The sequence below is a fragment of the Pseudomonas sp. 18058 genome (assembly GCF_902706155.1).
GTDB classification, from domain to species: domain Bacteria; phylum Pseudomonadota; class Gammaproteobacteria; order Pseudomonadales; family Pseudomonadaceae; genus Aquipseudomonas; species Aquipseudomonas rustica.
Genome location: NZ_CACSJY010000029.1, coordinates 1 through 16695 on the forward strand (window position 1 = coordinate 1; position 16695 = coordinate 16695).

The following is a 16695-nucleotide window of genomic DNA, read 5'->3' on the forward strand; positions in this document are numbered from 1 at the left end:
CTGCGATCTTTTGATGTTGTTTTTAAGATCAAAAGATCGCAGCCTGCGGCAGCTCCTACAGGGGAATGCATTCCAAATGTAGGAGTGAGCCTGCTCGCGATGAGGCCATCAGCAGCAACGAAATGATCAAGGTTTGGCGAGCGCCGGAAGATCACCCGTCAACCCGAGGGCCTCCCGCACAAACAGCGCCTTCGCCTCCGGCATCTGCTCCACCAGCTTCAACCCGGCATTTCTCAGCCAACGCACCGGCAAACGATCCGCCTGAAACAACCGCTCAAACCCTTCCATCGCTGCCATCAGCGCGAGGTTGTGCGGCATGCGCCGACGCTCATAACGGCTCAGCACTTTCACATCAGCCAGACGCTCCCCGCGCTCGGCCGCTTGCAGCAACACTTCGGCCAACACCGCCGCATCGAGGAAACCAAGGTTCACACCCTGCCCCGCCAACGGGTGAATGGTGTGCGCCGCGTCACCGATCAGCGCCAGCCCTTCCGCCACATAACGCTTGGCATGACGCTGACGCAGCGGCACGCACAGTCGCGGATCAGCACTGATGACTTCGCCAAGACGTCCCTCAAAAGCACGCTCCAGCTCGCGGCAGAAACCCGCTTCATCCAGCGCCATCAAACGCTCGGCTTCGCTCGGCGTGGTCGACCAGACGATCGAACACCAATCCTGCTGCCCGTCACGCTCCAGCGGCAGAAACGCCAACGGCCCGTGATCGGTAAAGCGCTGCCAAGCGGTCGACTGGTGCGGCTGGCTGCTGCGCACGCTGGTGACGATGGCATGGTGCATGTAATCCCACTCGCGCGTGGCCATCCCGGTGAGACGGCGCACCGCCGAGTTAGCCCCATCAGCGGCAATCACCAACGGCGCGCGCAACTGTCGACCATCGGCGAGCGTCAGCAGCCAGTCATCGCCCGAACGGCGCATCTGTTCCAGCCGCGCATTGGCCAGCATGCCCAGATCGCAATCGTGCAAACGGTCGAGCAAGGCGTCCTGCACCACGCGGTTTTCGACGATGTGGCCGAGTACTTCGGCGTGCACGCTGCTCGCCGAAAAATGAATCTGCCCGGTGCCGCTGCCGTCCCACACATGCATGTCGGTGTACGGGCTGCTGCGCCGTGCGGCGATGCCGTCCCACACGCCGAGGCGTTCGAGGATTCGCTGGCTGGCCGCCGATAACGCGCTCACTCGCGGTTCAAATGCGGCTTCAGCATCGAACGGTTTGACGCTCAGCGGACTGCCGTCGAGCAGCAGCACTTCCAGCCCACTGTCCTGCAGCGCCAACGCCAGGGCGCTGCCGACCATTCCGGCTCCGACAATCAGCAGATCTGCGCGCATGTCCATGCTTTAAGCCTGTCTCGCTTGCGGCTTGAGCCGCACGTAAAGGGTTTTACCGACCCGCGCGACAAGATTGCCGGCGCCGTCATGAATATCGACCTGCAACTGCGGCAGGTATTTTTCGCCATTGGCGGTCTGCCGGCGGATCTCGGCGAGCAAGGTCTCGTCGATGCTGAACCGGGCGAACACAGGGCCTTTGCCCGGCGCAATGAAATCGATGTCAGCAGCCTTGTCCCAGACGATGTACTTCGAGCCGAGGTTTTCCATGAGCATCAACATGAAGAACGGATCGACCATTGAATACAGGCTGCCGCCAAACTGCGTGCCGACGTAGTTGCGGTTGTACCAACCGAGCCCCATCGACACTTGAACGTCGCGGAAATCATCGCTGATGTGCCGAACCCGTACACCGGCGCCAAGATACGGCGGGTAGAACGTCATGACCCAGCGCATCAGCCGCGCCTTGCCAAATGTTGCGGTCAGCCACTTAAGCATCCGGACGCGTCCCCAACCCCATGGCCTGACGCGCAAACCAGCGCTTGGCCGGTGGCAGCAGATCGAGGCCAAGCAAACCGATGTTACGCCCCAGCGACACCAGCGGCTGCGTGCTGCCGAACAGGCGCGTGACCTGATCGGAGAAACCGACGGTGAGATCCTGATCGAGACGCTGACGCTCGCGATACGCCTGCAATGTGGCGAAGTCGCCCAGCGGTTTGTCGCTGGCCAGCAACGCAGCGGCCAGTGCATCGGCATCGCGCAGCGACAGGTTGAAACCCTGCCCGGCTATCGGGTGCAGGCTGTGCGCCGCATTGCCGAGCACGGCTAGGTGTGAGCGCACTTGCTCTTCGGCCTCGACCAGCGTCAACGGATATAAATGCCGCGCGCCGACCTGTTTCAGCGTGCCGAGGCGGTAACCAAACACACCCTGCAATTCGCTGAGGAAATCACGCTCGCTCAAATCGGCCAGACGTTGCGCGTCCATGCCCAGACGCGTCCAGACCAGGGCGCAGCGGTTTTCCGGCAGCGGCAGCAGCGCCATCGGCCCTTCATCAGTGAAGCGCTCGAAAGCCATGCCGTTGTGCGCTTCGCTCGGGGTGATGTTGGCGATCAGCGCGCTCTGGTTGTACGGACGCTGGCGCACGTTGATGCCCAACTGCTCGCGAAGACCGGAGCGACCACCATCAGCAAGTACAGCGAGGTCGCATTCCAGCGTGGTTTCATCGTTCAGGGTCAGGCGATAGCCGTCGGCCAGCGGCTCCATGCGCGTGACTTCTGCCGGGCAACGCCAACTGATCACGTCTTTGTCGACGTGCTGCCACAGGCAATGGCCGAGCCAGGCGTTTTCCACCACATAACCGAGCGCCGGTACGCCCTCTTCCATCGCCGACAAACGCGCGGTGGAGAAGCGGCCACGGTCGGAGACGTGAATCTGTTTGATCGGCTCGGCGCGGCGGGAGATTTCCTGCCACACGCCCAGCCGTTGATAAATCTGTCGCGAGCCGAAGGACAGCGCCGACGAACGTGCGTCGTAGCTCGGCTGCCAACTGTCGCCGGGGGCGAACGGCTCGATCAGCACGATCTTCCAGCCGCGCGCCTTGGCCCCGGCCTGCAAGGCCAACGCCAGACTGGCGCCGACCAGACCGCCACCGATGATTGCCAGATTGACTCGACTCATGCCGCGTGTGTCCTTGCTTGCGCCATCAGCGCTTCGATGTCGGCGACGGTTTTCGGTACGCCGGTGGTGAGGATTTCACAGCCTGTTTTGGTCACGACCACGTCGTCCTCAATGCGCACGCCAATACCGCGCCATTTCTTCGCGACGTTTTGATTGTCCGGGGCGATGTAGATGCCCGGCTCCACGGTCAGCGCCATGCCGACTTCCAGCACGCGCCATTCGCCGCCGACCTTGTACTCGCCGACATCGTGTACATCCATGCCCAGCCAGTGGCCGGCGCGGTGCATGTAAAACGCTTTATAGGCTTCGCTGGCGATCAACTCGTTGACCTCGCCCTGCAACAAACCAAGTTTCACCAGCCCTGTGGTAATCACTCGCACCGTGGCTTCGTGCGCCTGATTCCAATGCTTGTTCGGGGCGATTTCGGCGAATGCGGCTTCCTGCGAGGCCAGCACCAATTCGTAGATCGCTTTCTGTTCGGGCGAAAACTTGCCGTTGACCGGCCAGGTACGGGTGATGTCGCTGGCGTAGCAGTCGATCTCGCACCCGGCGTCGATCAACACCAGATCGCCGTCCTTGAGCAGCGCGTCATTCTGCTGGTAATGCAGGATGCAGCTGTTGCGCCCGGCGGCGACGATCGAACCGTAAGCGGGCATTTTCGCCCCGCCCTTGCGGAATTCGTAGTCGAGTTCGGCTTCGAGGCTGTACTCGTAGAGCCCGGCCCGACTGGCCTGCATCGCGCGAATATGCGCTTGCGCCGAGATCCGTGCGGCTTCGCGCATCACCTTCACTTCTGCCGCCGATTTATACAGGCGCATGTCGTGCAGCAGATGATCCAGCGCAACGAATTCGTTCGGCGGCTGGGCGCCAAGGTGCGCCTTGGAGCGGATGACGTTGATCCAGTCCATCAAGTGACGGTCGAATTCGGGGTTGCTGCCCATCGCCGAATACACCCGGTCGCGGCCTTCGATCAGGCCCGGGAGGATGTCGTCGATGTCGGTGATCGGGAAGGCGTCGTCGGCACCGAAGTCGCGGATCGCGCCTTCCTGCCCTGCGCGCAAGCCGTCCCACAATTCGCGTTCGGCGTTGCGTTCACGGCAGAACAGCACGTACTCGCCATGCTCGCGGCCGGGCATCAAGACGATGACGGCTTGCGGCTCGGGAAAGCCGCTGAGGTATTGGAAATCGCTGTCCTGACGGTAGACGTGCTCGACGTCGCGGTTGCGAATGGCTACCGCGGCGGCGGGCAGGATCGCGATGCTGTTGGGTTCCATCTGCGCCATCAGGGCCTTGCGGCGACGGCTGTATTCCGCTTTGGGGATATGGGTCATGGGCAGATGGCTTTCCCTGGCACGCGATTAATGCAGCGACGGTTTGGCCGCTGGCGGCACGTCGGCTTTCTTGGTTTCCGAGAACAGCAGCAGCGGCGCGACGCGCAGGTACTCCATGACTTCCATGTAGTCGGTCTCGCCGTCTTCGGATTCTTCCAGAGCGTCTTGCACTTGGGAGATCGCCGCCAGATCCTGCAGCACTTCGGTGGCTTCGGTGCTGAGCATGCTACTGTCGCGGCAGTTCAGGCCGAAACCGCTGAGGAAGCCCTGGCACCACTCGCCCAGTGCAGCGGCGCGCTCGGCCAGCGGCGCGTCATCGGTCGGCAGCAGCAGAACGACGGTAACGTCGTCGCCGGTGAGTTCGCCTTTGACCATCTCTTGCAGGCCGATCAAGGCGTTGCGAACGTTGTCCTGCGGCTCGCTTTCGAGCAGTTCGGCAGCGTCGATCAACCATTCTTCGGCAGTGAAACCGGCGCCGGCGCAGCTGCGTCCGAGCAGCAGGCCATGCAGTTCGGCAGGCGAGACGTTGTGGCCGCTGGAAGTCAGCAGGGTGGCGAAGGCTTGGTACGGGGAATTCTGAATGGTCATGGGCAGCTAGGCGCCAGACGGCGCTATGTCTAGAATGAAGGCCTTGTATCCTACATCGACAGACTCGCCAAGACTATTAAAGGCTGTCCGCCAGCTATCCCATCAGACAGACTCCAACTCAGTGGACACAATGGAAGACACCGACCTGCAAGCGCTGATGGCCAGACTCGAACTGTTGATTGGTCGAGTCGAGCAACTTAAGAGTCAAAACGCACTCTTACTAGCTCAGGAAAAGACCTGGCGCGAGGAACGCGCTCACCTCATTGAAAAAAACGAAATCGCCCGGCGTAAGGTCGAATCGATGATTTCGCGCCTCAAGGCCCTGGAGCAAGACTCATGAGTTCAAGCAATAGCGTCACCGTGCAGATCCTCGATAAAGAATATTCGATCATCTGCCCGCAGGAAGAACGCAGCAATCTGGTCAGCGCCGCGCGCTACCTCGACGGCAAAATGCGCGAGATCCGCAGCAGCGGCAAAGTCATCGGCGCCGATCGCATCGCCGTGATGGCCGCGCTGAACATCACCCACGACCTCTTGCACAAAGAAGAGCGTCCGGACATCCAGGCCAGCGGTTCGACCCGTGAACAGGTGCGCGACTTGCTCGATCGTGTCGATCTGGTGCTCGCCGACGATCAGACCAACACCAAGGGCTGATTCGACTGGCCGCTTGCGGTATACTCGCGGCACTCCCTGGGGTGCTTGCCAGTTGACGATGTCCCTGAGCCGATTCGCACTACCCTGGAAGTTGCACGTTGGGCTGGTGTGCATGTCCGCTAGACGGAAAGCCTTAAAGTCTACTGCATCTTCCACCTTGAACTTTCGGGTTCAAGGGCTAAGTTGACAGCGGTTCATCCGGGGAGCCTGATTCGAATCCGATGTCGGTGAAAACCGCCATCGGATTTTTTATGCGTACGTTTTCGTCCAACCTGCCGAAGCCGAACCATGACCGAACCCGCGCTGCTGCCCCGCCCGCAACTCCGCCGCCTGCTGCGCAAGGCGCGCCGCTCGCTGAGCAAAAGCGAGCAACGCCAGGCCGCCAAAGGCCTCTACCGGCAACTGGCGCAAGACCCGCACTTTCGCCGGGCCAAACACATCTCTCTGTATTTACCCACCGACGGTGAAATCGATCCGCGCCTGCTGCTGCGTGAAGCACAGCATCGAGGCAAGTCGACTTATCTGCCGGTGCTCAGTGCCTGGCCGCGAACCAAAATGGTTTTCCAGCGCATTCGTCCCGGCGAGAAACTCAAACCCAATCGCTTCCGCATTCTTGAGCCACGGGCCAATCTGGCTCGGCAACGCAAGGTCTGGGCGCTGGATCTGGTGTTGTTGCCATTGGTGGGGTTTGACGATGTCGGCGGGCGACTGGGGATGGGCGGCGGTTTTTACGATCGCAGCCTGGCGTATCTGGCGCGACGCAAAAGCTGGCGCAAGCCGACGCTGTTGGGGCTGGCCCATGAATGTCAGAAAGTCGAACGCTTGGCGCAGGCGAGCTGGGATGTACCGTTACAAGGCACGGTCAGCGACAAGGCGTGGTATTTCGCGGGATAGGACGCCGCAGATCAGCGGCGTCGGGTGTGCAGTTTCAGCGCTTGAACGCGGTCGACTGTTGAACCTGTTGCGCGACTTCGATTGGAGCGTCAGCTTTGGTTGTCCACAGACTCTGCGCGTAACCGGTGGTCACGACGCCCAGGCCAAACAAAATTACCAAAGTCCATAGTAAATCCGGTTTGCGTTTCATCGATTGCCCCCCTCAAGGCACATCAACACGATGACAGCAGCGGTTTCCGTTTGTAGGCCGTGCAGCAGCGTCAAGCTTTAAAGGCCGGCATTTTGCGGCAACGTGAACCGCTGCGCAAACGCTGACGTCAACCGACTGTCGGTTTGTCATAAAATTGCCCGACAACTTGTCCACTGATCCCGCCAGGAGAACAAAACATGGCCTATTGGCTGATGAAATCCGAGCCCGACGAGCTCTCGATCAAGGGCCTGGAAAAACTCGGCAAAACGCGCTGGGACGGGGTTCGCAACTACCAGGCGCGCAACTTCCTGCGGGCGATGGCGGTGGGCGATGAGTTCTTTTTCTACCACTCCAGCTGCCCGGAGCCGGGGATTGCCGGGATTGGCAAAATAATCGAAGCGGCGTACCCGGATCCGACGGCGCTGGAGCCGGAGAGTCATTACTTCGATCCGAAGGCGACGCCGGAGAAGAATGCGTGGAGTGCGATCGACGTTGAACACGTCGAGACGTTTGCGCGAGTGTTGAAGCTGGATTATCTGAAGCAGCAGACGGCGCTGGCGGAAATGCCGTTGGTGCAGAAGGGTTCGAGGTTGTCGGTGATGCCGGTCACACCTGAGCAGTGGGCGGCGGTGCTTGCGCTTAAACCCTGATTCATTTGGCGCCTGCCAAATCGCTTTCGCGAGCAAGCCCGCTCCCACATTTGGAATGCATTCCACTGTGGGAGCGGGCTTGCTCGCGAAGAGGCCCGCCCGGACAACGAATGGCTTATTGAATGATCAGGTTATTGAACAACAAATCCTCAACCACCGGCTTCCCAGTCTCATCATTCATCACCTGCTGCGTCTGCTTCAACGCTTCCTGGCGCAGCTTCTCTTTGCCTTCGATGCTGCCCATCGCCTCGGTCGTCTGCTGAGTAAACAGCGCCACCAGTTGATTACGGATCAACGGCTCGTTGGCCTTGACCAGTTTGGCTGCGTCATCGCCGGTCACGCGCAGCGCCACGTCGGCCTTGTAGACCTTGAGTTTCGGCGTGCCGTCCAACCCGTAGTTACCCACGAACGGTGGGCTCAGGCTGATGTAGCTGACCTTCGGCGCTTCGCCTTCTTTGGCTTCTTCGGCCAGCGCTGCCACAGGCAGAGACAGGGCCAGCAACAACATGATCCACGCTTTCACAATTCGCTCCTTATCCGGTTTGCGGCCTAGCATAACGACCCGCCGCGCAAGCACAAGCTTATGGCTGACTATCAGGGTCGGGCATGCTCGTTGACCCTTTAACTGACACACCTACACTTATCGGCCATCACTCCCAAAGGAATAGCCCTGATGAAAGCCGTGCTGTGCAAAGCCTTCGGCCCTGCCGAATCGCTGGTGCTGGAAGACGTCGCCAGTCCTGTCGCGAAGAAGAACGAAATCCTGCTGGACGTGCACGCCGCCGGGGTCAACTTCCCCGACACGCTGATCATCGAGGGCAAGTATCAATTCAAGCCGCCCTTCCCGTTTTCGCCGGGTGGCGAAGCGGCGGGCGTGGTGCGCGAAGTCGGGGAAAAGGTCAGCCATCTCAAGGTCGGCGACCGCGTCATGGCCCTGACCGGCTGGGGCAGCTTCGCCGAACAGGTCGCGGTGCCGGGCTATAACGTCCTGCCGATTCCGCCGTCGATGGACTTCAACATCGCCGCCGCTTTCAGCATGACTTACGGCACCTCGATGCACGCGCTCAAGCAACGCGCCAACCTGCAACCGGGCGAAACCCTGCTGGTGCTCGGTGCATCCGGCGGTGTCGGCCTGGCTGCCGTGGAAATCGGCAAAGCCATGGGCGCCCGCGTCATCGCCGCCGCCAGCAGCGCCGAGAAACTCGCGGTGGCCAAGGCTGCCGGCGCTGACGAACTGATCAACTACAGCGAAGCCAGCCTCAAGGACGAAATCAAACGCCTCACCGACGGCCAGGGCGCCGACGTGATCTACGATCCGGTCGGCGGCGATCTGTTCGATCAAGCCATCCGCGCCATCGCCTGGAACGGCCGCCTGCTGGTGGTCGGCTTCGCCAGCGGGCGCATCCCCGAACTGCCAGTCAACCTCGCCCTGCTCAAAGGCGCGGCGGTGCTCGGCGTGTTCTGGGGCTCCTTCGCTCAACGCCAGCCACAGGACAACGCGGCGAACTTTCAGCAACTGTTCGGCTGGTTTGCCGAGGGCAAGTTGAAACCGTTGGTGTCGCAGGTCTATCCGCTGAGCAATGCGGCGCAGGCGATCAATGACCTTGGGCAGCGCAAGGCTGTGGGGAAGGTTGTGGTGCAGGTTCGCTAACTAAAGAAACGGACACCCTTCAACTGCCGGGCGACGCCGCAACATCGCCCGGCATCAAATGCTCCAGCACCTTCTCGCTACGCGACTCCACCAACTGCCCCTTGTCGTCAAAACGCAAAACAATCAGCCAGTCATAAACCCCCACCGGCCATTTCGGCTGGCCGATCAGTGCCGGGCCGTTGCCGCCGAATGCGGCGATGAGTTTGTTGATGTGGCCGTGATGCCAGGCGATCAGGATGGTTTTTGCCTGATTGCTGGCGCGTAACTGGCTGACCAGTTTGTCGACGTCGTTATTGGCGAAGGGTTGTTCGATCGGCAGTTGCAGGCGTTGTGATAGCGGGATCAGTGTTTGCCGGGGGCGGATGCTTTGTGGGCTGTCGGCGGTGGCGATCAGGCGTTGCGGGGTGAGTGTTTCGTCAGCCAGTTTCAGCGGGGTGAAATAGTCGGCGTACGCGGCGGCGCGTTGCTGGCCTTGGGCGTTGAGCTCTCGGCCCACGTCCGGTTTTTCCGCATGGCGGATGATCAGCACGGTGGTGTTGCGCAGCCCCGATGCGGCAGAACCGTGGGCGAAACTGAGCGCCAGCACCGAAACGGTGACGACGGCCACCATCAGCAACCTCGGCAATAACCTACGCACATTCGGAGCCATGGTTCATCTCTGCAATCAGTCATTCATTGAGCGCGAGTCTAAGACACAACGCGCTGATCGCTACAAAAACGCCCTGTTCTTACAGCTGAGCGACAGGTTCGTAAAGGAACACGCGACTTCCAACATTTTCCGCTGTTTTGCCGATGCGAACCGGTGCTATTTTCGGTAACGAAACTGTAACATTCGCATCCGCAGTCAAAACAAGAAATCTGGAGCTCTTGAATGTTTGCTTTCTTTCGCCCTGCCGCACATCAGGCTCCACTGCCTGAAGAACAAATAGACAGCACTTACCGACGTCTGCGCTGGCAGATCTTCGCCGGTATCTTCATTGGCTACGCGGGTTATTACCTGCTGCGCAAAAACTTCTCGCTCGCCATGCCGTACTTGATCGATGAAGGCTACAGCCGTGGCGATCTGGGTCTGGCGATGTCGGCGATTGCCATCGCGTATGGCTTGTCGAAGTTCCTCATGGGCTTGGTGTCCGACCGTTCCAATCCGCGCTTCTTCCTGCCGTTCGGCCTGTTGGTTTCGGCGGGCGTCATGTTCGTGTTCGGTTTCGCGCCTTGGGCGACGTCCAGCGTGACCATGATGTTCATTCTGCTGTTCATCAACGGCTGGGCCCAGGGCATGGGCTGGCCGCCGAGTGGGCGGACGATGGTGCACTGGTGGTCGCAGAAAGAACGCGGCGGCGTGGTGTCCGTGTGGAACGTGGCGCATAACGTCGGCGGTGGCCTGATCGGCCCGTTGTTCCTGCTCGGCATGGGCCTGTTCAACGACTGGCACGCAGCGTTCTACGTACCGGCAGCGGTAGCGCTGGGCGTGGCGGTGTTCGCCTTCATCACCATGCGCGACACCCCGCAATCGGTCGGCCTGCCGCCGATCGAGAAGTACAAGAACGATTACCCGGAAGGCTACGACGCCAGCCACGAAGACGAATTCAGCGCGAAAGAGATCTTCGTCAAATACGTGCTGCGCAACAAAATGCTCTGGTACATCGCCATGGCCAACGTCTTCGTCTACCTGCTGCGCTACGGCGTGCTGGACTGGGCGCCGACGTACCTGAAGGAAGCCAAAGGCTTCACCGTCGATAAAACCTCATGGGCTTACTTCTTCTACGAGTGGGCAGGTATTCCGGGCACGCTGCTGTGCGGCTGGATGTCGGACAAGATCTTCCGTGGCAACCGTGGCCTGACCGGCATGGTGTTCATGGCATTGGTGACTGTGGCGACGCTGGTTTACTGGCTGAACCCGGCCGGCAACCCGACCGTCGACATGATCGCGCTGGTCTCGATCGGCTTCCTGATCTACGGCCCGGTGATGTTGATCGGTTTGCAGGCACTGGAACTGGCACCGAAGAAAGCCGCCGGCACTGCGGCGGGTTTCACCGGTCTGTTCGGGTATCTCGGTGGCTCGGTCGCGGCCAGTGCGGCGATGGGCTACACCGTTGACCATTTCGGCTGGGACGGTGGTTTTGTCCTGCTGATCGGCGCATGCCTGTTGGCGATGGCCTTCCTCGCCCCGACGCTATGGCACAAGCAAGTCGCCAGTCAGAGTCGCGAAGCGGTCGCCTGATCGCACTGTGACTGACAGCGCTTAAGCCGCGCCTCCAGATTTCGGTCTGGCATGGCGTGGCTGCGCAGGGCGTGTACGGTCTGCTCGACATAATCGCGAGTGGTGCCGTATCGCCCGCTGGCGCTTTCGAACACCTGACTCAGCACGTGATCCGGCAAGTTGCCGGCATAGCTGGGCAGGTGCCGCTCCAAGACAAATCCCAAGGCCTGAACCTGACTGCCATCTGCGAGCCGGCAGTTAAGCCAGTGTGGCCGATAGGACGGCACCGGCATCTCGCGTTTCCACAAGGCGTACAACGCTGCATCGAGATTGTCTTCCGGCAAGCGATACGCGAAGCCGCTGCACGAACCGCCGCGATCCAGACCAAATACCAGACCGGGCATTTCCGGCGTACCGCGATGCTCGTGCGACCACAGGTACAAGCCGCGATGGTAGCCGTGCACGCGTCCACGAACGCGCTCCACCGCTGAACACTCCGGCCGCCAGATCAGCGAACCGTAGGCGAACAGCCACACCGGCCCGCCCTTGTGGCGCGCCATGGTCGATTGCATGGAAGCGAGAAGTTGTTCGTGCGTCAGCTGCGGCCCAAGATCGAGCCGCGGAGGGTAATTCAGATTCAGAAAAGCGTTTTCAATGGCGCTCATGGCGAATAGCGTTCAGCTCCCCGCGGGTAAAGAATTACTTAATAGAACGCACCGCTGTAACAATAAGGCACATATGTTTTAAGGCAATTTGAGTGCCATGGCACAGTTCTTAATTGATTGCCTGATTGATATATAACCTAGCGGTATTTATGCAATTGCATAAATACCGATCGGCTATATAGAGAGTTATAACGAATCAGGAGCGCGGCTTAAGAGCGCGGAGCGTAGGCAAACACGTCAGCGCGCATTTGATGGGCGTCCATCCCGGCTTCGACCAAGGCGTCGAGGGTGCCGTAGACCATGGCCGGTGAGCCGCTGGCGTAGACGTGCAGCGGTTTCAGATCGGGGAAATCTTCACAGACTGCTTCGTGCAGCATGCCGCAGCGCCCTTCCCAACCGCATTGATCGCTGACGACTTTGTGCAGGAACAGGTTAGGCAACTTCTGCCATTCGTCCCAATGTTCGATCTCATAGAAATCTTCCGGACGACGCACGCCCCAGTACAGATGCACTGGATGTTTGAAGCCGTTGGCGCGGCAGTGTTCGATCAACGCGTGAATCTGGCCCATGCCGGTACCCGCAGCGACCAGCACCAGCGGCCCATCCGGCAGCTCGGCCAGATGCGTATCACCGAATGGCAGCTCAACGCGCACCATCGCGTTGCGTTGCAGCTGTTCGATCAGGCTCAGTGCACTGGCTTCGCGCGCCAGCACATGGATTTCCAGATCACGCCCGCCATGCGGTGCCGAAGCCATGGAGAACGCCGATTTCTCGCCGTTCTCGCGTTCGATCATCAAGTATTGCCCGGCGTGGTAGCGCGGTGGTTTGCCTGCCGGCGCACGCAGCCGCACGCGCCAGGTGTCGCCACCGACATCGCGGCATTCAATAACCTGACACGACAGGCTGCGCACCGGCAGTTCTCCCAGCGCGAGCACGCCATCCCACAGCAGGATGCAGTCTTCCAGCGGCTCGGCTATGCAAGTGTAGAACTCGCCATGGTCATGCACCTTGCCGGCCTGTTCGACGCGGCCTTCAACCAGCAGCGCCGCACACACGTGACAGTTGCCGTTGCGGCAGCTTTGTGGGCATTCGTAGCCCAGGCGCCGCGCACCATCGAGAATCCGCTCACCGGGCTGTATCTCGAGCACTGCTCCGGAGGGCTGCAGGGTTACACGCATCAATCTATTCCTAACTGATTCCAGATGGCATCGATCCGCTGGGTGACGGCGTCGTCCTTGACGATCACGCGGCCCCACTCGCGAGTGGTTTCGCCCGGCCACTTGTGGGTGGCATCGAGGCCCATTTTCGAACCCAGACCGGAGATCGGCGAGGCGAAGTCGAGGTAGTCGATCGGCGTGTTATCGATCATCACCGTGTCGCGCTTGGGATCCATGCGCGTGGTGATGGCCCAGATCACGTCGTTCCAGTCGCGGGCGTTGATATCGTCGTCAGTGACGATAACGAACTTGGTGTACATGAACTGTCGCAAAAACGACCAGACACCGAGCATCACGCGCTTGGCATGCCCCGGATACGACTTCTTCATGGTCACAATGGCCATGCGGTACGAACAGCCTTCCGGCGGCAGGTAGAAGTCGGTGATCTCTGGAAACTGCTTCTGCAGGATCGGCACGAACACTTCGTTCAGCGCCACACCGAGGATCGCCGGTTCATCTGGCGGACGGCCGGTGTAGGTGCTGTGGTAGATCGGTTTGATCCGGTGGGTGATGCGCTCGACGGTAAACACCGGGAAGCTGTCGACTTCGTTGTAGTAACCGGTGTGGTCGCCGTACGGGCCTTCATCGGCCATTTCGCCCGGATGGATCACGCCTTCGAGGATGATTTCGGCAGTGGCCGGCACTTGCAGGTCGTTGCCACGGCACTTGACCAGCTCGGTGCGGTTACCGCGCAGCAAACCAGCGAAAGCGTACTCAGAGAGGCTGTCCGGCACCGGTGTTACGGCGCCGAGGATGGTCGCCGGATCCGCGCCCAATGCCACGGACACCGGGAACGGCTGGCCCGGATGCTTCTCGCACCACTCGCGGAAGTCGAGTGCGCCGCCACGGTGGCTGAGCCAGCGCATGATCACCTTGTTGCGGCCGATCACTTGCTGACGGTAGATACCGAGGTTCTGGCGTTCCTTGTTCGGGCCTTTGGTGACGGTCAGGCCCCAGGTGATCAGCGGGCCGACGTCGCCGGGCCAGCAGGTCTGCACGGGCAGCATCGCCAGGTCGACGTCGTCGCCTTCAATGACCACTTCCTGGCACACCGCGTCTTTGACGACTTTCGGCGCCATCGAGATGATCTTGCGGAAGATCGGCAGCTTCGACCACGCGTCTTTCAAGCCCTTCGGCGGCTCCGGCTCCTTGAGGAACGCCAGCAGCTTGCCGATTTCGCGCAGCTCGCTGACCGACTCGGCGCCCATGCCCATGGCCACCCGCTCGGGCGTGCCGAACAGGTTGCCGAGCACCGGAATGTCGTAGCCGGTGGGCTTTTCGAACAGCAGCGCCGGGCCCTTGGCCCGCAGCGTGCGGTCACACACCTCAGTCATCTCCAGCACCGGCGAGACGGGAATCTGGATGCGTTTCAACTCTCCGCGCTGCTCAAGCTGCTGCACGAAATCCCGAAGATCCTTGAATTTCATTGACGATGGCACCCTCAAAATAGGCGTACATCCTACCTGCTATGCAGCCCTGTGGCAGCCTGTCGCTGCTTACTTGGCTGCATTCGTCTGGGCTTTGCCAAGGTTTTCCTGGCGTTGCAGGTTAATGAACAACGGTTCCATGATCGGTGCCACCAGACGCGCGCCGACTTCCGAAAGGTGATTGTCGTCGGTGTACAGCGAGTAGCCGTCGAGCTCGGCGTAACACAAACCCTTGTCGTCACACAGACGCGGCGCCGGGTCGACGATGCGCACGGACGGGTCTTTGGCCAACTCAGCGAACAACTGACTGATAAACACCTGACGCTCGTGATGAATGGCGACTTGCTGACCAACACCTTCGACCGAACGATCGAGCATCGCCAATCGCGTCAGGCGATATGGCGGGCTGTAGGGCTGCAACGGCGCCTCTTTGACCAGCCAGACGCGATGGCCGCTGGCACGCAACTGCGCAACCCGCGCACGCAGACCGTCGGCCAGACGTTGCTCGGCATACGCGCGATCATAACGACCGTCCGCAGTCCGCAGGACGTGGCCCAGGTCGCCATTGGCTGCACCGTAGACATACAGACTCCAGCGCGCGACCAGCACCACATCGCTGACGGTTTTCTCTTTCAACGCCTGCTCGATCCGGCGATTGAAATTCGCGCACACCGGGCCATGTTCCAGACCTTCCACCGGGATGCAGCCCGGTGAACTGGCGAGAATCACGCTGACGTCGTGGGCTTTCGCGCTGTCATCGAATATCGGAATCAGCGCCGTGGCGTGACTGTCGCCCCAGACCAGCGCCTGCGCAGGCACGTCGGCCACACCGTAATGACAGAACAGTTTGTCATCAGGTGTCTTGTCGTCCGCCAGACACGCCATCAACTCCGGCCGCCAGTCGTGGCCCTTGGCATATTGCAGGGCTTGATCGGACAAGCGCCACGGCAAACCATCAGTCCAGCGCAGGGTTTGCCCGGCCAGCGCCAGCACCAGCACACCGAGGGCGCCGGCAATCAGAATCGGCCGACGACCAGCGAGCAAACGGCGCTCGCGGAACGGCGTTTCGATGAATTTCCACGACAGATAACCCAGCACCAGCGTCAGCAGAATCAAACCGGCGCTGTCGAGCGCAGTGGTGTCTTCGACGCTGGCATAGCTGGAAAACACGAACACCGGCCAATGCCAGAGGTACCAGGAATAGGAGATCAGGCCGAAACCGACCATCACCTTACTGCTCAACAATTGACCAACCACCGTCTCGCGATGACCGTTGGCGAAAATCAGCAACACCACACCCAGCACCGGCAGCAACGCCGCCGCACCGGGGAATGGCGTGGATTTGTCGTAGCCGAACACCGCTAGCAGGATCAGGCCCATGCCGAGCAAACTCAGCAGTTGCGCATCCATTGGCTTCAAGCGCCAGGCCTGCTTCGGCGCGACTGCCAGCATCGCACCGGCGAGCAGTTCCCAGGCGCGCATCGGCAACAGGAAGAAGGCTTTTTCCGGGTGGTGGCTGACCGCCCACACGCTCAGGCCGAAGGACACCAGCAGAATCGCGAACAGCGCCAGTCGCCAGTGTTTTAGACGACTCGACATGACGGCCAGCAGCAGCGGGAAGAGAATGTAGAACTGCTCTTCAACCGCCAGCGACCAGGTGTGCAACATCGGTTTGAGGTCGGACGCGACGTCGAAATAGCCGTCCTGACGCATAAACAGAATGTTCGAGACGAACAGCACCTGATAACGCACCGAGCGCCCCAGCTCTTCGTAATCCTTGGGCGCCATCAGGAACCAGCCCACCGCCAGCACGGCGACGATCATCGCAAACAGCGCCGGCAGGATCCGCCGCGCACGGCGTGCCCAGAACTCGACGAAGCTGAAACGCCCGGCCTGACGCTGGTTCCAGATGATCGAGGTGATGAGGTAGCCGGAAATCACGAAGAACACGTCTACGCCGACAAAACCGCCGGTAAACCCCGGGACGCCAAAGTGGAAAAGGACCACGGCGATGACCGCAACGGCCCGCAAGCCGTCGATATCCCTTCGATAAGCGAGTGTGCTCATAAATCTTGAATGCCAATCAGTTGGTTATTATTTGTACAGCCTGATTCTCTTACCCGGAAACGGTCTCGTACGTTGCTGCTCATTCTGCAAGGCACAGACCTTACCAGATCGCCATCGTCCCTTCGCCCGGACAAAATACGGG

The 16695-nt window shown here is 60.5% G+C and carries 18 protein-coding genes and 1 other RNA gene; 7 read left to right on the forward strand and 12 right to left on the reverse strand.

Annotation, left to right across the window (positions count from 1 at the left end; translation table 11 throughout):
- Positions 1-126: 126 nt before the first annotated feature.
- The 5 genes from GVL50_RS16715 to GVL50_RS16735 are packed head-to-tail and all read right to left on the reverse strand — an operon-like array spanning position 127 to position 4938.
- Positions 127-1344 carry a 2-octaprenyl-3-methyl-6-methoxy-1,4-benzoquinol hydroxylase gene (locus GVL50_RS16715; protein WP_178124199.1) on the reverse strand — a complete coding sequence of 406 codons (1218 nt, stop codon included), beginning with the start codon at positions 1342-1344 and terminating at the stop codon, positions 127-129.
- A 9-nt stretch (positions 1345-1353) separates the two neighbouring features.
- Positions 1354-1839, reverse strand: a complete 486-nt coding sequence (locus GVL50_RS16720) for a DUF4442 domain-containing protein (RefSeq protein WP_122594598.1) — start codon at positions 1837-1839, stop codon at positions 1354-1356.
- On the reverse strand, positions 1832-3019 hold the full coding sequence (gene ubiH, locus GVL50_RS16725; protein WP_053124880.1) for a 2-octaprenyl-6-methoxyphenyl hydroxylase: 1188 nt from the start codon (positions 3017-3019) through the stop codon (positions 1832-1834). Before ubiH ends, GVL50_RS16720 begins: the two co-directional genes overlap by 8 nt.
- Complete coding sequence (gene pepP, locus GVL50_RS16730; protein ID WP_159814334.1) at positions 3016-4350, reverse strand: Xaa-Pro aminopeptidase; 1335 nt, start codon at positions 4348-4350, stop codon at positions 3016-3018. Before pepP ends, ubiH begins: the two co-directional genes overlap by 4 nt.
- A gap of 27 nt (positions 4351-4377) precedes the next feature.
- Positions 4378-4938 (reverse strand): YecA family protein, encoded by a 561-nt coding sequence (locus GVL50_RS16735; protein WP_053124884.1) that lies wholly within the window; start codon positions 4936-4938, stop codon positions 4378-4380.
- A gap of 130 nt (positions 4939-5068) precedes the next feature.
- Here GVL50_RS16735 and GVL50_RS16740 point away from each other — a divergent pair, with 130 nt between their 5' ends.
- From GVL50_RS16740 to GVL50_RS16755, 4 genes are all read left to right on the forward strand, one after another.
- On the forward strand, positions 5069-5278 hold the full coding sequence (locus GVL50_RS16740) for a TIGR02449 family protein (protein WP_007911197.1): 210 nt from the start codon (positions 5069-5071) through the stop codon (positions 5276-5278).
- Positions 5275-5592, forward strand: a complete 318-nt coding sequence (locus GVL50_RS16745) for a cell division protein ZapA (RefSeq protein WP_008081434.1) — start codon at positions 5275-5277, stop codon at positions 5590-5592. The genes GVL50_RS16740 and GVL50_RS16745 overlap by 4 nt, the downstream gene beginning before the upstream one ends.
- Before the next feature lie 30 nt (positions 5593-5622).
- Positions 5623-5801, forward strand: a non-coding RNA gene (ssrS, locus tag GVL50_RS16750) — 6S RNA.
- 79 nt (positions 5802-5880) lie between these two features.
- Positions 5881-6486, forward strand: coding sequence for a 5-formyltetrahydrofolate cyclo-ligase (locus tag GVL50_RS16755; protein ID WP_159814336.1), 606 nt, complete (start codon positions 5881-5883; stop codon positions 6484-6486).
- 34 nt (positions 6487-6520) lie between these two features.
- Here the strand turns inward: GVL50_RS16755 and GVL50_RS16760 are convergent, their stop codons facing one another.
- The gene (locus GVL50_RS16760; RefSeq protein WP_008081430.1) at positions 6521-6676 is read right to left on the reverse strand and encodes a hypothetical protein; all 156 of its coding nucleotides are present in this window, start codon (positions 6674-6676) and stop codon (positions 6521-6523) included.
- Between the two features lie 197 nt (positions 6677-6873).
- On the opposite strand from GVL50_RS16760, the gene GVL50_RS16765 reads away from it, so the two are divergent.
- Positions 6874-7326, forward strand: coding sequence for an EVE domain-containing protein (locus tag GVL50_RS16765; RefSeq protein WP_159814338.1), 453 nt, complete (start codon positions 6874-6876; stop codon positions 7324-7326).
- Positions 7327-7441: 115 nt separating this feature from the next.
- Here the strand turns inward: GVL50_RS16765 and GVL50_RS16770 are convergent, their stop codons facing one another.
- The gene (locus tag GVL50_RS16770) at positions 7442-7849 is read right to left on the reverse strand and encodes a flagellar basal body-associated protein FliL (RefSeq protein ID WP_053124890.1); all 408 of its coding nucleotides are present in this window, start codon (positions 7847-7849) and stop codon (positions 7442-7444) included.
- 150 nt (positions 7850-7999) lie between these two features.
- Between GVL50_RS16770 and GVL50_RS16775 the strand changes: the two genes are divergently transcribed.
- Positions 8000-8977 carry an NADPH:quinone oxidoreductase family protein gene (locus tag GVL50_RS16775; RefSeq protein WP_053124892.1) on the forward strand — a complete coding sequence of 326 codons (978 nt, stop codon included), beginning with the start codon at positions 8000-8002 and terminating at the stop codon, positions 8975-8977.
- Between the two features lie 19 nt (positions 8978-8996).
- Here GVL50_RS16775 and GVL50_RS16780 read toward each other — a convergent pair whose 3' ends face one another.
- Positions 8997-9626, reverse strand: coding sequence for a phosphoglycerate mutase family protein (locus GVL50_RS16780; protein ID WP_159814340.1), 630 nt, complete (start codon positions 9624-9626; stop codon positions 8997-8999).
- A 222-nt stretch (positions 9627-9848) separates the two neighbouring features.
- On the opposite strand from GVL50_RS16780, the gene glpT reads away from it, so the two are divergent.
- A complete protein-coding gene (gene glpT, locus GVL50_RS16785; RefSeq protein ID WP_053124897.1) occupies positions 9849-11198 on the forward strand; it encodes a glycerol-3-phosphate transporter in 1350 nt (449 codons plus the stop codon).
- Here the strand turns inward: glpT and GVL50_RS16790 are convergent.
- From GVL50_RS16790 to GVL50_RS16805, 4 genes are all read right to left on the reverse strand, one after another.
- On the reverse strand, positions 11174-11842 hold the full coding sequence (locus GVL50_RS16790) for a gamma-glutamylcyclotransferase (protein WP_053124899.1): 669 nt from the start codon (positions 11840-11842) through the stop codon (positions 11174-11176). The genes glpT and GVL50_RS16790 overlap by 25 nt on opposite strands.
- Positions 11843-12051: 209 nt before the next feature.
- Positions 12052-13020, reverse strand: a complete 969-nt coding sequence (locus GVL50_RS16795; protein WP_159814342.1) for a CDP-6-deoxy-delta-3,4-glucoseen reductase — start codon at positions 13018-13020, stop codon at positions 12052-12054.
- Positions 13020-14486 (reverse strand): 4-hydroxy-3-polyprenylbenzoate decarboxylase, encoded by a 1467-nt coding sequence (ubiD, locus tag GVL50_RS16800; protein WP_008081413.1) that lies wholly within the window; start codon positions 14484-14486, stop codon positions 13020-13022. Before ubiD ends, GVL50_RS16795 begins: the two co-directional genes overlap by 1 nt.
- Before the next feature lie 69 nt (positions 14487-14555).
- Positions 14556-16553, reverse strand: a complete 1998-nt coding sequence (locus GVL50_RS16805) for an acyltransferase family protein (RefSeq protein WP_159814344.1) — start codon at positions 16551-16553, stop codon at positions 14556-14558.
- Positions 16554-16695 lie beyond the last annotated feature (142 nt).

Excerpts from the sequence above, each read along its gene's own strand:
- GVL50_RS16765 (WP_159814338.1), top strand. The coding sequence starts at position 6,874 with ATGGCCTATTGGCTGATGAAATCCGAGCCCGACGAGCTCTCGATCAAG.
- GVL50_RS16760 (WP_008081430.1), bottom strand. The coding sequence starts at position 6,676 with ATGAAACGCAAACCGGATTTACTATGGACTTTGGTAATTTTGTTTGGC.
- GVL50_RS16780 (WP_159814340.1), bottom strand. The coding sequence starts at position 9,626 with ATGGCTCCGAATGTGCGTAGGTTATTGCCGAGGTTGCTGATGGTGGCC.
- pepP (WP_159814334.1), bottom strand. The coding sequence starts at position 4,350 with ATGACCCATATCCCCAAAGCGGAATACAGCCGTCGCCGCAAGGCCCTG.
- GVL50_RS16805 (WP_159814344.1), bottom strand. The coding sequence starts at position 16,553 with ATGAGCACACTCGCTTATCGAAGGGATATCGACGGCTTGCGGGCCGTT.
- GVL50_RS16755 (WP_159814336.1), top strand. The coding sequence starts at position 5,881 with ATGACCGAACCCGCGCTGCTGCCCCGCCCGCAACTCCGCCGCCTGCTG.
- GVL50_RS16745 (WP_008081434.1), top strand. The coding sequence starts at position 5,275 with ATGAGTTCAAGCAATAGCGTCACCGTGCAGATCCTCGATAAAGAATAT.
- glpT (WP_053124897.1), top strand. The coding sequence starts at position 9,849 with ATGTTTGCTTTCTTTCGCCCTGCCGCACATCAGGCTCCACTGCCTGAA.
- GVL50_RS16720 (WP_122594598.1), bottom strand. The coding sequence starts at position 1,839 with ATGCTTAAGTGGCTGACCGCAACATTTGGCAAGGCGCGGCTGATGCGC.
- GVL50_RS16795 (WP_159814342.1), bottom strand. The coding sequence starts at position 13,020 with ATGCGTGTAACCCTGCAGCCCTCCGGAGCAGTGCTCGAGATACAGCCC.
- GVL50_RS16775 (WP_053124892.1), top strand. The coding sequence starts at position 8,000 with ATGAAAGCCGTGCTGTGCAAAGCCTTCGGCCCTGCCGAATCGCTGGTG.
- GVL50_RS16735 (WP_053124884.1), bottom strand. The coding sequence starts at position 4,938 with ATGACCATTCAGAATTCCCCGTACCAAGCCTTCGCCACCCTGCTGACT.
- ubiH (WP_053124880.1), bottom strand. The coding sequence starts at position 3,019 with ATGAGTCGAGTCAATCTGGCAATCATCGGTGGCGGTCTGGTCGGCGCC.
- GVL50_RS16740 (WP_007911197.1), top strand. The coding sequence starts at position 5,069 with ATGGAAGACACCGACCTGCAAGCGCTGATGGCCAGACTCGAACTGTTG.
- GVL50_RS16790 (WP_053124899.1), bottom strand. The coding sequence starts at position 11,842 with ATGAGCGCCATTGAAAACGCTTTTCTGAATCTGAATTACCCTCCGCGG.
- ubiD (WP_008081413.1), bottom strand. The coding sequence starts at position 14,486 with ATGAAATTCAAGGATCTTCGGGATTTCGTGCAGCAGCTTGAGCAGCGC.
- GVL50_RS16715 (WP_178124199.1), bottom strand. The coding sequence starts at position 1,344 with ATGCGCGCAGATCTGCTGATTGTCGGAGCCGGAATGGTCGGCAGCGCC.